Here is an 18,169-nt window from a genome sequence, read left to right as displayed (position 1 = left end):
CCGCCGCCGCCCGGATCCGCACCGCGTTCCGCGCGGCGGGCGGCGCCCGCGCCGCGGCGGCCCATCTCGAACGACTCGCAGCGGAGGGCCGATGAGTGACCCCGAGGACACCAGCAGCAGGACGGCCAAGGCGGCCCGTATCGCCGCCCTGCGCCCCGCCTACCTGAGAGACCTGGCGGCCGGCACGGACCGGTTCTTCACCGCCCGCCGCCCCGACTGCCCCTGGTGCGGCTCGGACCGGCTCGGCACCCGCCTGCGCACCACCGACCTGCTCCAGCACAAGCCCGGCCGCTTCACCCTCGACCGCTGCGCCGACTGCGGCCACATCTTCCAGAACCCCCGACTGACCCAGGAAGGCCTGGAGTTCTACTACCGGGACTTCTACGACGGCCTCGGCGAGCAGCGCATGAGCGGCACCTTCGGCGGCCGTGGCGCCATGTACCGGGCCCGTGCCGAGGCGATGCTCCCGCACGATCCCGCCCCGAAGGCGTGGCTGGACGTCGGTACCGGCCACGGCCACTTCTGCGCGACCGCCCGCGCCGTCCTGCCCGGCACCGCCTTCGACGGGCTCGACTTCACCGACGGCGTCGAACTCGCCGCCCGCGAGGGCCGCGTGGACCAGGCCTACCGCGGCGCCTTCCCCGAGCTCGCGCCCGAACTCGCCGCCCGCTACGACGTGGTGAGCATGTTCCACTACCTGGAGCACAGCACCGACCCGGACCGCGAACTCCGCGCCGCCCACGAGGCCGTACGCCCCGGCGGCCACCTCCTCGTCGAGGTGCCGGACCCGGAGAGCCGTTACGCCCGGCTGCTCGGCCGCTGGTGGCTGCCCTGGCTGCAGCCCCAGCACCTGCACTTCATGCCGGTCGCGGGCCTGCGGCGACGACTGACCGAGCGGGGCTTCACGGTGGTCGCCGAGCAGCACGCCGCGGCACACGATCCGGTCGACCTGCTCGCCGCGGTCTGGCTGGCCCTCGACCACACCGCCCCGCGCGAGGACGCCCCCTGGCTGCCCCAGCCGCCCGGCGCCCTGCGCCGCACCATGCGCACCGCGGTGCTCCTCGCGGGGGTGCCCGCGCTCATCACGGCGACGCTCCTCGACCGGCTCGCGGTACGCCCCCTGTCCCACCGCCTCGGCCTGTCCAACGCCTACCGCCTGGTGGCGCGCCGCGAGTGATCCCGGCTCACAGCACCTTGGCCCGGATCAGCGCGGACAGGGTCAAGGTGCCCGGCAACAGGGGCACCCAGTCGGTCAGCACCCGGTAGCCGATGACCGTCGCGGTGGCCACCGCCGGCGCGGAGCCGAAGGTGACCAGCGTCCACACCAGCGCCGCGTCGACCGCGAACCCGCCCGGCGCCGGAACCGCGCCGACGGCCGTGCCCGCCGCGAGATAGGCGAGCACCACGTGCGCCCACGGCAGCCCCAGCCCGAGCGAGGCACCGACACAGGCCAGGGTCGTCCCCTGCAGCAGCGGCATCGCGACCGCCCCGCCCCACAGCGCGACCACCCGGCAGGGCCGCGCGTGCACCTCCCGCGCGTCGGCGAGGGCGGAGCGCAGCAGCCCGGTCACCGGCCGCCGCAAGGGCCGTACGACCGTCAGCAGCACCCCGGCCGCCGCGACGGCCCCGCCGGCGACGGCGGCGAGCGGGACCAGCAGCCGCCCGTCCGGGACCAGATCACCCAGGCGCCGCCAGGCCGGCGACGTGGCGAGGAACACCAGCAGGACCAGGGTCTTCGCACTGGACTTGGCCAGCGAGTACAGCCCGATCGACGCGGTGGCCCGGGCCGGCGGAATCCCGCGGGCCCGCAGAAAGCGCAGGGTGACGGCGTGGGCGCCGAGCCCGCCCGGCAGCGCGTGGTTGGCGGCACCGGCGGCGAACTGCGAGGCCAGCAGCAGCCCCGGGGGCACCCGGTCGGGCAGGGCGCCCTGCCGGACGCACGTGGCCGCCACAAGGTTCAGGCAGGTGAGAGCGGCTCCGGCCAGCAGCCATCCGGGGTCGGCCGCGACCAGCCGCCGGACCCCCTCGTACATCACCGGCCGGTTGGCGACGGCCCAGCCGGCGGCCAGCAGGAGGGGAGCCAGGCACAGGGCCAGCCGCAGGTGCCGGGCCACGAGGGGGGACGCGGGCCGGGGAGCGCCGCCGGGACCGGGGTCCGGCAGAGCACCGGCGCCGACGGGGAGCGGATCCGCCGTCCGGGGACACGGCGGGGAGGGGAGCGAGGGGGACGGAGACAGTGAGGACACGGGGACGTCGTCCTTCCGCGGCGGGTCCCGCGGCGGGGACCTGGGGGAGGCGGGTCGGGCGATACCGCGGGGAGCCTTCCCCTCCCGCGTGACACGGGGATGTCCGAAAGCCGAAGGCGCGAGGGCGGGACGGTGCCGCCGGGCGGGTGCGCGCAAGCCGCCGTCCACCGCCGACCAGGTAGCCTTCCCTTGGGGCGCGCTTTGCATGCGGCGGCCCGGAAGGCAAGGACGGCGACAGGGGAGGATCCCGCGGTGCACGTGCAGGAATGGCTCGACACGGTGCCCGCGGCCGTCGTCTACGCCGTGGTGGCCCTGGTGATCGGTCTGGAGAGCCTGGGCATCCCGCTTCCCGGAGAGATCATCCTGGTCTCGGCGGCGCTGATGTCCTCCCAGCACTCGGGCATCAACCCGGTCGTCCTCGGCGCGTGCGCGACGGCGGGCGCCGTGATCGGCGACTCCATCGGCTACGCGATCGGCCGCAAGGGCGGTCGCCCGCTGCTGGCCTGGCTCGGCGACAAGTTCCCGAAGCACTTCAGCGAGGGCCATGTGGCCACCGCCGAGCGGTCCTTCGAGAAGTGGGGCATGTGGGCCGTCTTCTTCGGCCGCTTCATCGCCCTCCTGCGCATCTTCGCCGGCCCGCTCGCGGGCGTCCTGCAGATGCCGTACTGGAAGTTCCTGACCGCCAACGTCCTCGGTGGCATCTGCTGGGCGGGCGGCACCACGGCGGCCGTCTACTACGTCGGTGTGGTCGCCGAGGGCTGGCTGAAGAAGTTCTCCTACGTGGGGCTGGCCGCGGCTGTGGTGATCGGCCTCGCCACCATGCTGATCATCAGGCGCAAGGCGAAGAAGGCCCAGCAGCAGGCGGACCGGGAGGCAGAACCTGTGAGCGCCGGGGAGTAAGGCGCCCCGTAAGGGGCGCGGCTCGGCTGTGTCGACATGCGGCTCCGCCGCGCGGGGGCGAACCCACCACAACGCACCCGCACCGGCATCCGCCCAGGCGTCTACTCATGCACCCCGCGATGGGCCTTCGCCAACTCCGCGTACATCGTGCCGTTCAGGGTGACCCCCTGCCGCTCCTCCTCCGACAACGGCCGCTTCACCTTCGCCGGCACCCCGGCCACCAGCGACCCGGGCGGCACCACCATCCCCTGCGGCACCAGAGCCTGAGCGGCCACGAGCGATCCGGCGCCGATCACGGCCCCGTTCAGCACGGTCGCCCCCATCCCGATGAGGCAGTCGTCCTCCACGGTCGCCCCATGCACGACGGCGTTGTGCCCGATGGACACCCGCGCACCCACGCTCACCGGAAACCCGGGATCCGCGTGCAGCGTGACGTTGTCCTGCACATTCGCCTGCGCACCCACGGTGATCTTCTCGACATCCCCGCGCACCACGGCCCCGTACCAGACACTGGCCCCCGTGTGCAGCGTGACGTCCCCGATCACGGAAGCGGTAGGCGCCACGAACGCCTCGGGATCGATCCGGGGCTCCTTGCCACCGATGCCCACGATCAGCGCCTGCTGTGTCATCACCGTCTCCTCGCCTCCATGAGTGCCCCGCAAAGAGCCCCGCAAGTACCCCGCACGGTACGACAAAGGGTGGGGCAAAGATCACAGCGGCCCACCCTCTCGCCGAAGGCAACCGCTGAGTAACGTAAGCCCGTGCCGAAGCCCAAGAACACGTTCTCGTCCTGGCGCCACCGCCTCGCCCAACGCGCGGTGCACGCGGCGTGGGCCTGGGCTCAGCGCACGGGCTCCGTCACCGCCGAGCACCCCGGCCGCCTGAAGTTCGGCGCGATCGGCGAGGCCACCCGGCTCGCCTTCCCGCTCGGCACGGTCTTCGGCGAGCCCTGGATCCACCTCGGCTCGCACTGCATCATCGGCGAGCAGGTCACCCTGACCGCCGGCCTGATGCCGGACCTGGACCTCGGTCCGGACCCGATCCTGCGCATCGGCGACGGTGTGGTCCTCGGCCGCGGCAGCCATGTCATCGCGGACACGACGGTCACCATCGGCAGCGACTGCTACTTCGGCCCGTACGTCTACGTCACCTCCACCAACCACTCCTACGACGACCCGCACCAGCCCATCGGCAGGCAGTGGCCGCGCATGGAGCCGGTGGAGATCGGCGCGGGCTGCTGGATCGGCACCGGCGCGGTGATCCTGCCGGGCGCGCGGATCGGCCGGAACGTGGTGGTCGCGGCCGGCGCGGTCGTACGGGGCACGGTGCCGGACCACGCCGTGGTGGCCGGGGCGCCCGCCCGGGTCGTCCGGCGCTGGACGGCCGAGCAGGGCTGGCAGCCGCCGCTCAGGACGCCGGCCCCGGTGCCCATTCCGGAAGGGACGACGCCGGAGCAGCTGCGGGCGCTGGCGGAACTGGACGAGGACGGGGTGTCCCGGCTCGCGCAACTGGAAACCGGGTGTGAGTAGCTGGTCTTGGCCCGCCCACGCCCGGTGAGCCGACCGCTGCGGCCACGGGCTCGCCCAGTGCCGCGGGAAGGTCCGAGCGCGGCCCGTCAGCGACGTCGGCGGGCGTTGAGCCGGGCGGCCTGGCGCATCAGGTGGTCGCGCTCGGCGAGGTTGGATGCCCTGCGGGCCGCCTCGGCGTACAGCCGTGCCGCCGTCGCCAGGTCGCCGTCGCGTTCGTGGAGGTACGCCGCCACCGCGGTGTGGCGGGGCAGTGAGGCGTCCAGCGCCGCGAGCGCCGTCAGGCCGGCGCGCGGTCCGTCGGCCTCCCCGACGGCGACCGCGCGGTTGAGCCGTACGACGGGGCTGTCGGTCAGGCGCGTGAGCTCGTCGTACCACTCGACGATCTGCACCCAGTCGGTCTCCTCGGCGGCGGGCGCGTCGGCGTGGAGTGCCGCGATGGCGGCCTGGGCCTGGAACTCGCCCAGCCGGTCGCGGGCCAGGGCCGCCTGGAGGATCCCGACGCCCTCGGCGATCAAGGCGGTGTCCCACCGGCCGCGGTCCTGCTCGGCGAGCGGCACCAGGCTGCCGTCGGGCGCGGTCCGGGCCGCACGCCGGGCGTGGTGGAGCAGCATGAGAGCGAGCAGCCCCGCCGCCTCGGGGTGGTCGACGGCGGCCGCGAGCTGCCGGGTGAGCCGGATGGCCTCGGCGGCGAGGTCGACATCGCCGGAGTAGCCCTCGTTGAAGACCAGGTACAGGACGCGCAGCACGGTGGCGACGTTCCCGGGCTGGTCGAACCGCACGCCGGAGACGGTGCGCTTGGCCCGGCTGATCCGCTGCGCCATGGTCGCCTCGGGCACCAGATAGGCCTGGGCGATCTGGCGGGTGGTGAGCCCGCCGACGGCGCGCAGCGTGAGCGCGACCGCCGACGACGGCGTCAGCGACGGGTGGGCGCACAGGAAGTACAGCTGGAGGGTGTCGTCCTCGGCGGTCGCAGGACCGGGCACCGGTTCCTCGTCGACGAGGTCCTCACGCCGACGGCGGGCGGCGTCCGCCCGGGTCGCGTCGAGGAACTTGCGCCAGGCGACGGTGATCAGCCAGCCCTTGGCATCCCGCGGCGGGTCGGCCGGCCAGACGCGCAGTGCCTCGACCAGTGCGTCCTGCACGGCGTCCTCGGCCGCCGCGAAGTCCGCTCCGCGGCGCACGAGGACGGCGAGCACGCTCGGAGTGAGGCTCCGGAGCAGCACCTCGTTCATCGAGGGAGGTCACTCCGTGACGCAGTGCTCGTGCCCGCCGAGGAACGGGCGCAGCTCGAGCCACTCGTGGATCGGCTTCCCGCCGGCCCCGGGGGCGGCCGACAGCTCCCCGGCCAGCTCGAGGGCCCGCTCATAGGTGTCGACGTCGATCACCATCCAGCCGGCGATGACGTCCTTGGTCTCGGCGAACGGCCCGTCGGTGACCGGCGGGCGTCCCTCACCGTCGTACCGGACGAACGTCCCCTCGGGGGCCAGCGCCTGGCTGTCGACGAACTCGCCGGTCTCCTCGAGGCGGGCCGCGAAGTCGCGCATGTACTGCACGTGGGCCGAGATCTCCTCCGGCGTCCACTGCTCCATCGGCACGTCGTTGACCGATGCAGGGGCGCCGCGGTAGTGCTTGAGCAGCAGGTACTTGGCCATCGTGGTTCTCCTCGGTGCTGGTGCGACCCATTGTGGTCGCGTTCACCCCGGGGACGGAGCCGGAGGCGGGTTCTCGACATCGCCGTCCGATATCGCCGTCCGACTTTTTTCGGGCTCGCGTGGATGAGCCTGGGTGCGCCGTCTCGCGGTGCCCGGCTCCGCAGCCCTCAGCCGGTCGCCAGCAGCAGGGTGCCGAGCAGCGCCAGCCCCGCGCCCGCGGCCTGGATCGCGCGCAGCCGCTCGCTGAGGAAGCCGCGCGCGGCCAGCGCGGTCACCACCGGGTACAGCGAGGCGAGGACGGCCGCCACGGTGACCGGGCCGTGCTGGGCGGCGACCGCGTAGGTGCCGTTGGCGGCCACGTCGGCGAGCCCGACGAAGGCCAGCGCGGGCAGCGAGGCCCACGGGAAGCCGCCCTCCGGCACCGCCCGGCCGCCCCGCCGGACGGAGACGGCGAGCGCGGCCCCGCCGACCGCGACGTTCGTCAGCCGCTGGACGAACAGCGCCAGGAACAGGCCTGTGACGGTGGTCGAGGCCTCCGTGATCAGGGCGAAGACCGTGCCGAAGCCCAGCGCCGCGACCAGCGTGAGCAGGATCGTCCGCCGCTGTACGGGCGCGCCGCGCAGCTGTGGACCGCCCGCGAGGACGACCCCGGTGACGGCCACGGCGATGCCCGCGACCTGCAGCATTCCGGGCCGCTCGCCGAGGACGAGGCCCACGCCGACCGGCACGGCCACGCTGAGTGTCGCGAGCGGCGAGACGACCCCCATGGGGCCGAGCGCCAGGGCCTTGTAGAAGGAGAGCAGGGCCACCGGTCCGGCCAGCCCGGCGGCGAACGCGAACCACAGGCGGGGCCCGGCCTCGCTCCATCCGCTGGTCGCGACGACGATCGCGCCGAGGACCGTCGCCGCGATGGCCTGCGAGACGACGACGACCGTCAGTGCGGGCGTGCGCCGGGTCAGCAGTCCGCCGCCGAAGTCGGCCAGTCCCCACAGCAGGCTGGTGGTGAGGGCGAAGAATGCTGTCACGGCCGGCCTCGCAGTACAGTTTGGTGAACGATCAGGTACACCCCACCGTAGTTCAGTGAAGTGAACTATGTCATCCCATATATTGAACACTCATCGATGGACGTGATGTGTCGGACCTCGACCTGCTGACCCAGTCCCTGGCGCGCAACGTCAAGCGCTGGCGCACCGAGCGCGGCTTCACCCTGGACGCGCTCGCCGCCCGCGCGGGCGTCAGCCGTGGCATGCTCATCCAGATCGAGCAGGCCCGGACGAACCCCAGCATCGGCACCGTCGTCAAGATCGGCGACGCGCTCGGCATCAGCATCACCACCCTGCTCGACTACGAACAGGGCCCCACCGTCCGCATCGTCCCCGCCGAGCAGGCCGTACGGCTGTGGCACACGGACGCCGGCAGCTACAACCGCCTCCTCGCCGGCACGGAGGCGCCCGGTCCGCTGGAGATGTGGGACTGGCGGCTGATGCCCGGCGAGCAGAGCCCCTCCGAGCCCCACCCGGCGGGCACGGTGGAACTCGTCCATGTCACCGCCGGCGAGCTGACCCTCACCGTGGACGGCGTGAAGCACCTGGTGCCGACCGGCGCGAGCGCCACCTTCGAGGCGAGCACCTCGCACACCTATGGCAACGAGGGCGACGTACCGATGGAGATGGTCATGGCCGTCTCGGTACCGCCCGTCCGCTGAACGGCACTGCGGCGGGCTGTTAGCGTGCGGCCATGCGTGCACCCATCGGAGACTTCGATACCGCCACCCCCGTCCCGGACTGCCTTCAGGAGCTGACCGCCCCGGTCGCCGACGCCGTACGCAACTGGCAGGGCGCGGTGCCCGCCGACCGGGTCCTCTACGTCGAGACGGACCCGCGCTGGGCCGACACGGCCGTCTTCGTGGAGCACTACGGCCGCGAGCTGCTCGAGCAGTCGGCGAACTGTGTGGTGGTCGCGGGCAAGCGGGGCGGCGAGACCACCCTCGCCGCGTGCGTGGTGCTCTCCACCACCCGGGTCGACGTCAACGGCGTGGTGCGCCGCCAACTCGGCGCCCGCAAGGCTTCCTTCGCCTCGATGGAGACGGCGACCGGCGAGACCGGCATGGAGTACGGCGGCATCACCCCGGTCGGACTGCCCGCCGGCTGGCCGGTGCTGATCGACTCGGCCGTGGTCGACCTGCCCTACGTCCTCGTCGGCAGCGGACGCCGGCGCGGCAAGCTGCTGGTGCCCGGCAAGGCCCTCGCGGACCTGCCGGGCGCCGTGGTGCTGGAGGGCCTCGGGGTCGCCTGAAGCCGGCGGACGGCAGATCCGCTGCGCCGGCCCGGCGCAGTTCAGTAGGCGCTTGCGGTGCCGAGGTACTGCTCGGCGAAGGCCGCCGCCGCGGTCGGTGAGGTGAACAGGCGGCGCAGCCGGGCCAGTGTGGTGGCCGCGCGGAACGGGTCGCCGGACGAGACACCGTGATAGATGTCCGACAGCCACTGCGAGAACTCCTGGTAGTCCCACACCCGGCGCAGACACGCCGTCGAGTAGCCGTCCAGGCCGCTGCCGTCGCCCTTCGTGACGTGGGCCACGAGCGCGTCGCCCAGCAGGAAGGCGTCGTGCAGGGCGAGGTTCATGCCCTTCGCGGCGATGGGCGCCACCAGGTGACCGGCGTCCCCGGCGAGGAACAGCCGCCCGTGCGCGAGGGGTTCGACGACATAGTGATGCATATCCAGGACGCGTTTCTCGACCAGCCGGCCCTCGCCGAGCGGGGGCGCTCCGGCCGCGCCGAGCCGCTCGCGCAGCTCGCTCCAGACCCTGTCGTGCGGCCAGTTCCCCGGATCGTCGCCGGGCGGGCACTGGAGGTAGAAGCGGGTCAGCTCCGGGCTGCGGGGCATCTGGCCGGCGAAACCGCGTGGATGGACGCCGAACAGGACGCAGTCCGTCGACGGAGGGACCTCCGCGAGCAGCGCCAGCCAGCCTATGCCGTCGTCCTGCCGCGCGATCCGCCTGCGCTCGACGGGTATCGCGTCCCGCGTGACGCCGCGCGCGCCGTCGCAGCCCGCGACGAAATCGCAGCGCACCAGCCGCCGTTCACCCGTGTCCGGGCACCGGTACGACACCGCCGGCCGGTCGGAGTCCAGGTCGTGCAGCGAGACGTCGCGCACGCCGAAGCGGATGTCGCCGCCGCGTACGTCGGCGTACTCCCGCACCAGGTCCGTCACCAGCAACGGCTGAGGGTAGATGTGGTGATGGCTGCCGGTCAGGTCGGCGTACGGAAAGCGGTACCGCTCGCCGTCGAAGCGGAACTCGCAGGCGCTGTGCGACTCGGCGCGCTCCACGAGCCGTTCGGACAGTCCGCGCCGGCCGAGTTCGCGCACCGCCCACTCCTCGATGACACCGGCCCGGGGCCGGGTCTCGATGAACTGCCTGCTCTCGGTCTCCAGGACGACACAGTCGACGGAGGCGGCCCGCAGGATGCCGCCGACGGTCAGCCCGGCCGGACCGGCGCCCACGACGACGACCGTACGGCGTTCCTCGGGCGCGGAGCTGAGGTGGGGGGAAGGGGAGATCACCCCCGCATTATGACGGTGTCCCGTCAGCCGGGACCGGCTGACGGGACACCAGGGGAGAGCGGGGTCAGTGCGCCGGGGCGTCGGTGACGACAACCTCTTCGATGTCGCGCTCGATCTGCTCGGGCTTGGAGGCGGTCGCCTTGGCCCAGTAGTAGATGGCGAGCGAGAACACCGCGACGACCAGGATGTCCCACCACAGCGGCAGGTCACCGTTACCGCCGAAGGTGCTCAGGTAGGAGATCACGCCGATGCCCACCAGGTAGGGCGGCAGCCACTGCGCGGCCTTGAAGTCCAGCCGCGGCGCGTTGGGCAGGTTCTTGCGGATCGCGTACCAGGCGTAGGAGCCGAGCAGCACGTAGCCGATCAGGATCGCGCAGCCCAGGCGCCACAGGGTGTCCCAGCCGGACCAGAAGATGATCAGGTTGGCGACCACGAAGGACAGCGGCGAGATGAACTTGCCGAAGGGCAGCCTGTACGGACGCTCGTGGTTCGGCAGCCGGTCGGAGAAGACGCCGTAGGCCAGCGGGGCGCCCGCGTACATCAGCACACTCGCCGAGGTGATGAAGCCGACCAGCGTCTGCCAGCTCGGGAACGGCGCGAAGCAGATCACACCGGTCACGAACGACATCGCCAGGCCGAACCACGGCACACCGCGCGAGTCGGTCTTGGCGAAGAGCTTCGGGGCGTAGCCGTTCTTGGCCAGGCCGTAGGAGATACGGGACGTGGCGGTGGTGTAGATCAGGCCGGTGCCGCCGGGGGAGATGATCGCGTCGGCGTACAGGACCCAGGCCAGCCAGCCCAGGCCGACCAGCGAGGCGAGACCGGCCCAGGGGCCGCTGATGCCGGCGTAGGCCAGGTTGGCCCAGCCCTTCGCGAAGGAGGCGTGCGGCAGGGCGGCGATGAACACGACCTGGAGCAGGACGTAGATCGTGGCGCCGATCGCGACCGAACCGAGCGTCGCGCGCGGCAGGTCACGCTTCGGGTTGCGGCTCTCGCCGGCCAGCTGGATCGCCTGCTCGAAGCCGAGCAGCGCGAAGATGATGCCGCTGGAGCTGATCGCGGTGAGGACGCCCTTGGCGCCGAACGGGGCGAAGCCCTCGGAGGTGAAGTTGGCCGGGTGGAAGTTGCCGATCGCGATGATGAAGATCGCCGCGAGCGGGACCGCGATCTTCCACCAGGTGGCGGCGCTGTTGGTGTGTGCCAGGACGCGGACACCGAGGAAGTTGACCGCGACGAACACGGCCATCAGGAGCACCGCGACGACGATGCCGCTGGTGGTGAGTGTGCCGTTGGCGTTCTGCAGGCCGTCGGCGAAGTGCCAGTGCTTGGCGTAGCCGATCATGGCCTCGACCTCGATCGGGGCCACCGTCGCGGCCTGCAGCCAGGAGAACCAGCCGAAGGACATACCGGCCAGTCCGCCGAAGGCGTAGTGCGGGTAACGGGCGGTACCGCCCGCCACCGGGAACATGCCGCCGAGCTCGGCGTGCACGAGGGCGAGCAGCACGATCGCCACCGCGCCGATCACCCACGAGATGATCGCGGCGGGGCCGGCCGCCACGACGGCCTTCTCGGCACCGAAGAGCCAGCCGGAGCCGATGATGGAACCCACCGAAGCCCACATCAGGCCGATGAGCCCCACATCGCGGCGCAGGCCGCCGCCGGTGTCGCTTGTGGCTACCGGCGCAGCCTGGTCGACGTTCGCCATGTCTAGTGGCCTCTCAGATCTATACGCAGCGTTTACGAGCAAGGAGGCCACAGGCTAGGGAGGCTTTCCGAGTGAGCAAAAGAGTGTTAACCAAATTTTGACCTGGGATCTTAGGTGTCTTGGGCGCACACTCGGTCACGGCCTTGTCACAGGTCAGATGGCCGACCGGAATGTCAATATTCAGCGGAGGATTGTGAGTAGAAAGAAAGATTCACTGGTCCAGGAGCGGAATTTCGATGGCCGGACAACGGTCCATCACCATGTCGAGGCCTGCCGCCCGGGTCCGCTCGTAGGCCGTCTCGTCCACGACCCCGAGCTGGAACCACACCGCTCGCGCCCCCGTCGTCACGGCCTCGTCGGCCACCGCGCCGGCCAGCTCGCTGTTCACGAAGACGTCGACCACGTCGACCTCGAAGGGGACGTCCGCGAGGGAGGCGTACCCCTGCTCGCCGTGCACCGTCTCGGCGCTGGGGTGCACCGGGACGATCCGCTTGCCGAACCGCTGGAGCACCTGCGCCACCCCGTAGGCGGCCCGGCTCCGGTTGGTGGACAGACCGACCACCGCCCACGTGTCGCCCAGCTCGGTCAGGATCCTGCGGATCGTCGCTTCGTCGCCGTACACGACCGCCTCCTCGGGCCGCGGGAACTGTTCCCCTGGGCAACAGTACGGGGGCGGATCAGGATTCCCGTCCCGCCATCTCGCCACCATGTCCGGAATCGGCACGAGATGCCTGCGTACGGCCGTCCGCCCGCCTACGCTCAGCCCGTGCTGCGCATCCTCGACGCCCGAACCGGTGAGCCCGTCCCCGCCGCGCCCGCCCGCCGCGGCCTGACCCGCATCGAGGCCCACGCCTCCGGCCCCGACCTGACGGCCCTGCGCGTTCTCCTCACCGCCGACCTCCTGGTCCGCGCCCTGGAGCTGGGCGGCACACCGGTCTGGGCGACCCTCGCCGCACCCCACCGCCCCACCGAACTCCGCACCGCCGCGACCGCCCTGGCCATCCGCCCCTTCGAGGACGCCCGCGACCTCGCCTCGGGGCTGGGGGAGGCGCAGACGATCCACGTGACGACCGACCCACCGGACGCCTCCGGCGGGGGACCGGTGGTGTGGGTCGCGCCGGTGGCCTGGACGGGGGAACCGTCGGTCGGCCCAGGCGCGGATCCCGCCCGCGAGCCCGGCCCCGGGCATGGGCCCGGGCATGGCCCCGAGCCCGGCTCCGGTCGTGCCCCCGGGCATGGCCCTGCGCGTGCCCCCGAGACCCCTCCCGGGCATGTCCGTGAGTCCGCCCCCCGGCACGCCTCCGAGTCTGCCCCTGGGCGTGCCGCCGAGCCTGTCGCTGGGCGTGCCGCCGAGCCTGCCGCTGGGCGTGCCCCCGAGCCTGCTCCTGGGCGGCCCCTCGAATCCGCTCCTGGGCATGTCCGTGAGTCCGGCCCCCGGCATGCCTCCGAGCCTGGCCCTAATCGAGCCCCCGAGCCCGCCCCTGGGCATGTCCCCGAATCCGCCCCCGGGCATGGCGCCGAGCCCGGCCCCAGCCGGGCCCCCGAGCCCGATCCCAGCCGCGCCACGGAGCCCGGCCCCAGCCGCGCCCCCGAATCCGCCCCCGAGCCCGGCCCCCACCCCCCGCTCCCCGCCCTTCTCGCCGCTCTCCCCGACCCCTCCGCTCTTCGGCTGGCTCTGCTCTCCGTCCCCCGTGGTGAGCCTGTCCGGCTGGACTCCGCCGTGCTGGAGGAGGCCGCCGGGCGGCTGGTCCGGTGGCGGCGGGCCGTGGCGGGGTGGGCGCGGCAGCCCTCGCGGCCGGTACCCGACGAGGTGCGGGCACGGCTGCGCTCGGCGTGGGAGGACGACCTCGACCTGCCCGGAGTGCTGGAGGTGCTGCGGGCCGTCGAGAGCGCCCCGGATCTGCCCGACGGAGCCCGCTTCGAGACGTACGTCTACGCAGACCGTCTGCTGGCCCTGGACCTCGCCCGCGACCTCGGGAGCCTCTCGTGACGGCGCGGGCCGGCTCGCGCCCGCTGCGCCGGCTGGTGGTCCTGCGGCACGCCAAGTCCGCCTGGCCCGAGGGCGTCGAGGACCACCGCAGGCCGCTCGCGCCGCGCGGGCTGCGCGACGCCCCGGCCGCCGGACGCGCCCTCGCCGAGGCGGACTGCCTGCCCGACCTCGCCCTGTGCTCCTCGGCCGTACGCGCCCGCCGCACCTGGGAGCTGGCCTCGGCCGAGTGGGGCACCCCGCCGCCGGTGCGCTACGACCGGCGGTTGTACGCGGCCGGCGTACCCGAGCTCCTGGAGGTGGTCCGCGAGGCGCCGCCCGAGGTCGAGACACTGCTGCTGGTCGGGCACAACCCCGGTCTCGAGGAGCTGATCCTGGAGCTGGCGCGGGACGGCCTCGACGACACGCTGGAGCGGGTGCGGACGAAGTTCCCCACGTCCGCGATCGCCGTCCTCTCCTGGTACGGCGCCGGCTGGCCCGCCCTCGGCCCCGGCACGGCGCTTCTGACCTCGCTGATCGTGGCGCGCGGCCAGAAGACGTAGCACCACGCGCGCGTGCGCGACGGCGTGCGCCCGTCGCCGCCCGCTCCCCGGCACCGCATAGGCTTGCGGGATGCAGGACGAGTACCGCACAGTCGCCCACGCGGGCGTGCACGAGATCGAGATCAACCGCTCCCGCTTCCTGTGCGCCCTCGCCCCGGCCGCCACCGAGCAGGAGGCGCAGGACTTCATCGCCTCCGTGCGCAAGGAGCACGCCGACGCCACGCACAACTGCTGGGCGTACGTCATCGGCGCCGACGCCTCCGTGCAGAAGGCCAGCGACGACGGCGAACCGGGCGGCACCGCCGGCGTCCCCATGCTGCAGATGCTGCTGCGCCGTGAGATGCGCTACGTCGTCGCGGTCGTCACCCGCTACTACGGAGGCGTCAAGCTCGGCGCCGGCGGGCTCATCCGCGCCTATGGCGGCGCCGTCGGCGAGACCCTCGACACGCTCGGCACGATCACCCGGCGCCGCTTCCGGCTGGCCACGGTGACCGTCGACCACCAGCGCGCCGGCAAGGTCCAGAACGACCTGCGCGCCACCGGACGCGAGGTCCGCGACGTCCGCTACGGCGAGGCGGTCACCATCGAGATCGGCCTGCCGGACGCGGACGTGGACGCGTTCCGCGCGTGGCTCGCGGACGCGACGGCGGGCACGGCCGGCTTCGAACTGGGCGGCGAAGCCTACGGAGATGCCTGACACTCAGCCCTGATCGGGTAAAAACCACCCAAGTTGGCCTGCCGTGTCGGGCCGTTACGGGAGTAACCGCCCGTGATGTCAGACCCGGCCGTTAGTCTCGGGGATCATGAGACTCCTGCACACGTCCGACTGGCATCTCGGCCGGGCCTTCCACCGGGTGAACATGCTCGGGGCCCAGGCCGAGTTCATCGGTCACCTCGTCACCACCGTGCGCGAGCGCGCGGTGGACGCGGTGGTCGTGTCGGGCGATGTGTACGACCGTGCGGTGCCCCCGCTCGCCGCGGTCGAGCTGTTCGACGACGCCCTGCACCGCCTCGCGGACCTCGGCGTGCCCACGGTGATGATCTCCGGCAACCACGACTCGGCCCGCCGGCTCGGCGTCGGCGCCGGGCTCATCGGCCGTGCCGGCATCCACCTGCGCACCGAGCCGTCGGCCGCGGGCACCCCGGTCGTGCTGGCCGACGCCCATGGGGAGGTCGCCTTCTACGGTCTGCCGTACCTCGAACCGGCCCTGGTGAAGGACGAGTTCGCGGTGGACAGGGCCGGTCACGAGGCCGTCCTCGGCGCCGCCATGGACCGCGTCCGCGCCGACCTCGCCACCCGCGAGCCGGGCACCCGCTCGGTCGTGCTCGCCCACGCCTTCGTCACCGGCGGCCAGGCCAGCGACAGCGAGCGGGACATCACCGTCGGCGGGGTCGCCGCCGTACCCGCCGGGGTCTTCGACGGCGTCGACTATGTGGCGCTCGGCCATCTGCACGGCTGCCAGACCATCACCGAGCGCGTGCGCTACTCGGGCTCACCGCTCGCCTACTCGTTCTCCGAGGCCGACCACCGCAAGAGCATGTGGCTGGTCGACCTCGACGGCGACGGCCGCGTCCACGCCGAGCGCGTCGACTGCCCGGTGCCGCGCCCGCTGGCCCGCATCAGGGGCGGGTTGGACGACCTCCTCGCCGACCCGGCGCTGACGCGCCACGAGGACGCCTGGATCGAGGCCACCCTCACCGACGCGGTCCGCCCCGCCGAACCCATGGCCCGGCTCACCGAGCGCTTCCCGCACACCCTCAGCCTCGTCTTCGCCCCCGAGCGCGCGCCGGACGACCCCCAGGTCTCGTACGCCCGGCGCCTCGCGGGCCGCAGCGACCAGCAGATCGCCCACGACTTCGTCGCCCATGTGCGCGGCGCCGGGCCCGACGAACGGGAGGCGGCCGTCCTGCGTGAGGCCTTCGACGCCGTGCGCGCCGACGCCGCCGTGCGGGAGGCGGCCCGGTGAGGCTGCACCGGCTCGACGTCACCGCCTTCGGGCCCTTCGGCGGCTCCCAGAGCGTCGACTTCGACGCCCTGTCCACCGCCGGGCTCTTCCTGCTGCACGGCCCCACCGGCGCCGGCAAGACCTCCGTCCTGGACGCCGTCTGCTACGCCCTGTACGGCTCCGTCCCCGGCGCCCGGCAGAACGGCCAGGGCATGCAGCTGCGCAGCGACCACGCCGAGCCGCGCACCCGCACCGAGGTCCGCCTGGAGCTGACCGTCGCCGGCCGCCGCCTCGAGATCACCCGGCAGCCGCCCTGGGAGCGGCCCAAACTGCGCGGCACCGGCACCACCGTGGACAAGGCCCAGACCTGGCTTCGCGAGTACGACGCCGAGGCCGGCGCCTGGAAGGACCGCAGCCGCTCCCACCAGGAGATCGGCGAGGAGATCACCCAGCTGCTCGGCATGAGCCGCGAACAGTTCTGCCAGGTCGTGCTGCTGCCCCAGGGCGAGTTCGCCCGCTTCCTGCGCGCCGACGCCGAGGCCCGCGGCCGGCTGCTGGGCCGCCTCTTCGACACCCAGCGCTTCGCCGACGCCGAAAAGCGCCTCGCCGAGCGTCGCCGGGCCACCGAGGCACGCGTGCGGGAGGGCGACGCGGCGCTGCTCGCCGACGCCCACCGCATGCAGCAGGAGGCCGGCGACGCCATGGAGCTCCCCGAGCTGGCCCCCGGTGACCCGGGCCTGGCCGACGCCGTCCTCTGCGCCGCCGCCGTCGCCCGCGCCACGGCCCGCGAACGCCTCACCGTCGCCCACTGCCGCCTCGCCGCCGCCGATTCCGCTCATGCCGCGACCCGGCGCGCCCTGGACGAGGTACGCGAACTCGCCCGCCTGCAGAGCCGGTTCACCGAGGCCCGGCAGCGCGCCGCGCGGCTGCAGGAGCGGGCCGGCGCCCATCAGGAGGCCCAGCGGCGCATGGAGCGGTCCCGCAAGGCGGAGGCGGTCGCGCCCGCGCTGGAGCTGCGGGAGGCGGCCGAGGAGGAGCACCGCAGGGCAGCCGCGGCCGAGGCACGCGCGCGTGGCATGCTCCCCGACTCCTACGCCGACGCGGGCGCGGGCGGACTCGCCGCCGCCGCCCGCCGAGCCGCCGAGGAGCTGGGCGGCCTGGACGCGGCCCGGCGCGCCGAACGCCGGCTCGCCGAGCTGGCCGAGGAGCGGTCCGGGCTGGACCGCCAGGAGTGCGCCGACGAGGACGTGCTGCGCGAGGCCGAGGCCTGGCTCGCCGGGTGGGAAGCCACCCGCGCGGCGCTGCAGTCCCGCGTCGACTCCGCGCAGGAGGCCGCCACCCGCGCCGAACAGCTCGCCGTCCAGCGGGAACCGATGCGCGGGCGCCTCGAGGCGGCCCGCACCCGCGACCAGCTGGCCGCGGACCTCGAGGACGCACAGCGCCGGGCACTCGCCTCCGAGCAACGCGCCCTCGACGCCCGCGCCCACTGGCTGGACCTCAAGGAACAGCGCCTGGACGGCATCGCCGCCGAGCTGGCCGCCCGCCTCACCGACGGCGAGCCCTGCGCCGTCTGCGGAGCCCCCGAACACCCGGCGCCGGCCCGCAAGGTCGCCGGACACGTCGACCGCGAGACCGAGGACCGGGCCCTCGCCGCCCACCAGCGCGCCGAGGAGCAGCACACGCAGGACCAGCGGCGGCTCGGCGTCGTCCGCGAGGCCCTCGCCGCCGCCACCGCCGAGGCCGGCGACGCGCCCACCGCCCGACTCGAGGAGACCGCTGCCGAGTTGGAGCAGGAGTACGCCCGCGCCCGCCGCGACGCCTCCGCGCTGCACGCCGCCCACGAGGAGCTGCGGCGCGCCGAGCACGAGCGCGAGCGGCGCCTCGCCGACCGCCAGCAGGCCGCCGTACGGGCCGCCTCCCGCCTCACCCGGCGCGAGACCCTGGAGCGCGAACAGGCCCAGCTGGAGGCCGAGCTGGCCACGGCGCGCGGCGGCTCGGGCAGCGTGGCCGCCCGTGCCGCGCAGCTGGAGCGGCAGGCGGCGCTGCTCACCGACGCCGCCGACGCCGTACGCGCCGCCGAGGACGCCGCCCAGCGCCTGAAG

General features: G+C 73.6%; 17 protein-coding genes and 2 pseudogenes. 11 read left to right on the top strand and 8 right to left on the bottom strand.

Translation table 11 applies throughout. From position 1 onward, the window contains the following. Positions 1 to 91: 91 nt before the first annotated feature. Positions 92 to 1,177: a class I SAM-dependent methyltransferase gene (locus ABT288_RS45185; protein ID WP_351621439.1), complete on the top strand. Its 1,086-nt coding sequence runs from the start codon at positions 92 to 94 to the stop codon at positions 1,175 to 1,177. Between the two features lie 7 nt (positions 1,178 to 1,184). Here ABT288_RS45185 and ABT288_RS45180 read toward each other — a convergent pair whose 3' ends face one another. Continuing rightward, positions 1,185 to 2,246, bottom strand: a complete 1,062-nt coding sequence (locus tag ABT288_RS45180; protein ID WP_451335935.1) for a lysylphosphatidylglycerol synthase transmembrane domain-containing protein — start codon at positions 2,244 to 2,246, stop codon at positions 1,185 to 1,187. A 252-nt stretch (positions 2,247 to 2,498) separates the two neighbouring features. On the opposite strand from ABT288_RS45180, the gene ABT288_RS45175 reads away from it, so the two are divergent. Next, the gene (locus ABT288_RS45175) at positions 2,499 to 3,146 is read left to right on the top strand and encodes a DedA family protein (protein ID WP_351621437.1); all 648 of its coding nucleotides are present in this window, start codon (positions 2,499 to 2,501) and stop codon (positions 3,144 to 3,146) included. 101 nt (positions 3,147 to 3,247) lie between these two features. On the opposite strand, the gene ABT288_RS45170 is transcribed toward ABT288_RS45175, so the two are convergent. Further along, positions 3,248 to 3,775 carry a gamma carbonic anhydrase family protein gene (locus ABT288_RS45170; protein ID WP_351621435.1) on the bottom strand — a complete coding sequence of 176 codons (528 nt, stop codon included), beginning with the start codon at positions 3,773 to 3,775 and terminating at the stop codon, positions 3,248 to 3,250. Between the two features lie 132 nt (positions 3,776 to 3,907). Here ABT288_RS45170 and ABT288_RS45165 point away from each other — a divergent pair, with 132 nt between their 5' ends. After that, positions 3,908 to 4,675, top strand: coding sequence for an acyltransferase (locus ABT288_RS45165; RefSeq protein WP_351621433.1), 768 nt, complete (start codon positions 3,908 to 3,910; stop codon positions 4,673 to 4,675). An 86-nt stretch (positions 4,676 to 4,761) separates the two neighbouring features. Here the strand turns inward: ABT288_RS45165 and ABT288_RS45160 are convergent, their stop codons facing one another. The 3 genes from ABT288_RS45160 to ABT288_RS45150 form a co-directional block, all read right to left on the bottom strand. Next, positions 4,762 to 5,907: an RNA polymerase sigma factor gene (locus ABT288_RS45160; RefSeq protein WP_351621431.1), complete on the bottom strand. Its 1,146-nt coding sequence runs from the start codon at positions 5,905 to 5,907 to the stop codon at positions 4,762 to 4,764. 9 nt (positions 5,908 to 5,916) lie between these two features. Then, positions 5,917 to 6,327 carry a YciI family protein gene (locus ABT288_RS45155; protein ID WP_351621428.1) on the bottom strand — a complete coding sequence of 137 codons (411 nt, stop codon included), beginning with the start codon at positions 6,325 to 6,327 and terminating at the stop codon, positions 5,917 to 5,919. Positions 6,328 to 6,494: 167 nt separating this feature from the next. Next, positions 6,495 to 7,352 (bottom strand): EamA family transporter, encoded by an 858-nt coding sequence (locus tag ABT288_RS45150; protein ID WP_351621425.1) that lies wholly within the window; start codon positions 7,350 to 7,352, stop codon positions 6,495 to 6,497. Positions 7,353 to 7,459: 107 nt separating this feature from the next. On the opposite strand from ABT288_RS45150, the gene ABT288_RS45145 reads away from it, so the two are divergent. Both ABT288_RS45145 and ABT288_RS45140 read left to right on the top strand, forming a co-directional pair. Further along, positions 7,460 to 8,032, top strand: a complete 573-nt coding sequence (locus ABT288_RS45145; protein WP_351621424.1) for a helix-turn-helix domain-containing protein — start codon at positions 7,460 to 7,462, stop codon at positions 8,030 to 8,032. Between the two features lie 32 nt (positions 8,033 to 8,064). Next, positions 8,065 to 8,622 carry a YbaK/EbsC family protein gene (locus ABT288_RS45140; RefSeq protein ID WP_351621422.1) on the top strand — a complete coding sequence of 186 codons (558 nt, stop codon included), beginning with the start codon at positions 8,065 to 8,067 and terminating at the stop codon, positions 8,620 to 8,622. Between the two features lie 41 nt (positions 8,623 to 8,663). Here ABT288_RS45140 and ABT288_RS45135 read toward each other — a convergent pair whose 3' ends face one another. From ABT288_RS45135 to ABT288_RS45125, 3 genes are all read right to left on the bottom strand, one after another. Beyond that, on the bottom strand, positions 8,664 to 9,887 hold the full coding sequence (locus ABT288_RS45135) for a 4-hydroxybenzoate 3-monooxygenase (protein WP_351621420.1): 1,224 nt from the start codon (positions 9,885 to 9,887) through the stop codon (positions 8,664 to 8,666). 64 nt (positions 9,888 to 9,951) lie between these two features. Beyond that, positions 9,952 to 11,592: an APC family permease gene (locus ABT288_RS45130; RefSeq protein WP_351621417.1), complete on the bottom strand. Its 1,641-nt coding sequence runs from the start codon at positions 11,590 to 11,592 to the stop codon at positions 9,952 to 9,954. 211 nt (positions 11,593 to 11,803) lie between these two features. Next, positions 11,804 to 12,214, bottom strand: coding sequence for a CoA-binding protein (locus ABT288_RS45125; protein ID WP_351621414.1), 411 nt, complete (start codon positions 12,212 to 12,214; stop codon positions 11,804 to 11,806). 105 nt (positions 12,215 to 12,319) lie between these two features. On the opposite strand from ABT288_RS45125, the pseudogene ABT288_RS45120 reads away from it, so the two are divergent. The 6 genes and pseudogenes from ABT288_RS45120 to ABT288_RS45095 form a co-directional block, all read left to right on the top strand. Then, a pseudogene (locus ABT288_RS45120) lies at positions 12,320 to 12,760 on the top strand (hypothetical protein); the annotation flags it as partial. A gap of 468 nt (positions 12,761 to 13,228) precedes the next feature. Further along, a pseudogene (locus ABT288_RS45115) lies at positions 13,229 to 13,582 on the top strand (hypothetical protein); the annotation flags it as partial. Further along, entirely contained in the window at positions 13,579 to 14,121 is a 543-nt protein-coding gene (locus ABT288_RS45110; RefSeq protein ID WP_351621411.1) for a SixA phosphatase family protein, read from the top strand. The pseudogene ABT288_RS45115 and the gene ABT288_RS45110, both read left to right, overlap by 4 nt. A 70-nt stretch (positions 14,122 to 14,191) precedes the next feature. Further along, positions 14,192 to 14,818 (top strand): YigZ family protein, encoded by a 627-nt coding sequence (locus ABT288_RS45105; RefSeq protein ID WP_351621409.1) that lies wholly within the window; start codon positions 14,192 to 14,194, stop codon positions 14,816 to 14,818. A gap of 106 nt (positions 14,819 to 14,924) precedes the next feature. Beyond that, a complete protein-coding gene (locus tag ABT288_RS45100) occupies positions 14,925 to 16,088 on the top strand; it encodes an exonuclease SbcCD subunit D (protein WP_351621406.1) in 1,164 nt (387 codons plus the stop codon). Continuing rightward, on the top strand, positions 16,085 to 18,169 hold a 2,085-nt coding region (locus ABT288_RS45095; protein WP_351621403.1), incomplete at its 3' end, for an AAA family ATPase. The genes ABT288_RS45100 and ABT288_RS45095, both read left to right, overlap by 4 nt.

The organism is Streptomyces sp. NPDC001093 (assembly GCF_040298985.1).
GTDB lineage: Bacteria > Actinomycetota > Actinomycetes > Streptomycetales > Streptomycetaceae > Streptomyces.
Note: the sequence above shows the minus strand (reverse complement) of the source record. Positions and strands in the feature narration are given on the sequence as shown.

Bases quoted from the DNA above. Each gene is read 5' to 3' on its own strand.
- ABT288_RS45160 (WP_351621431.1), bottom strand. From the start codon at position 5,907: ATGAACGAGGTGCTGCTCCGGAGCCTCACTCCGAGCGTGCTCGCCGTC.
- ABT288_RS45130 (WP_351621417.1), bottom strand. From the start codon at position 11,592: ATGGCGAACGTCGACCAGGCTGCGCCGGTAGCCACAAGCGACACCGGC.
- ABT288_RS45140 (WP_351621422.1), top strand. From the start codon at position 8,065: ATGCGTGCACCCATCGGAGACTTCGATACCGCCACCCCCGTCCCGGAC.
- ABT288_RS45100 (WP_351621406.1), top strand. From the start codon at position 14,925: ATGAGACTCCTGCACACGTCCGACTGGCATCTCGGCCGGGCCTTCCAC.
- ABT288_RS45170 (WP_351621435.1), bottom strand. From the start codon at position 3,775: ATGACACAGCAGGCGCTGATCGTGGGCATCGGTGGCAAGGAGCCCCGG.
- ABT288_RS45185 (WP_351621439.1), top strand. From the start codon at position 92: ATGAGTGACCCCGAGGACACCAGCAGCAGGACGGCCAAGGCGGCCCGT.
- ABT288_RS45155 (WP_351621428.1), bottom strand. From the start codon at position 6,327: ATGGCCAAGTACCTGCTGCTCAAGCACTACCGCGGCGCCCCTGCATCG.
- ABT288_RS45105 (WP_351621409.1), top strand. From the start codon at position 14,192: ATGCAGGACGAGTACCGCACAGTCGCCCACGCGGGCGTGCACGAGATC.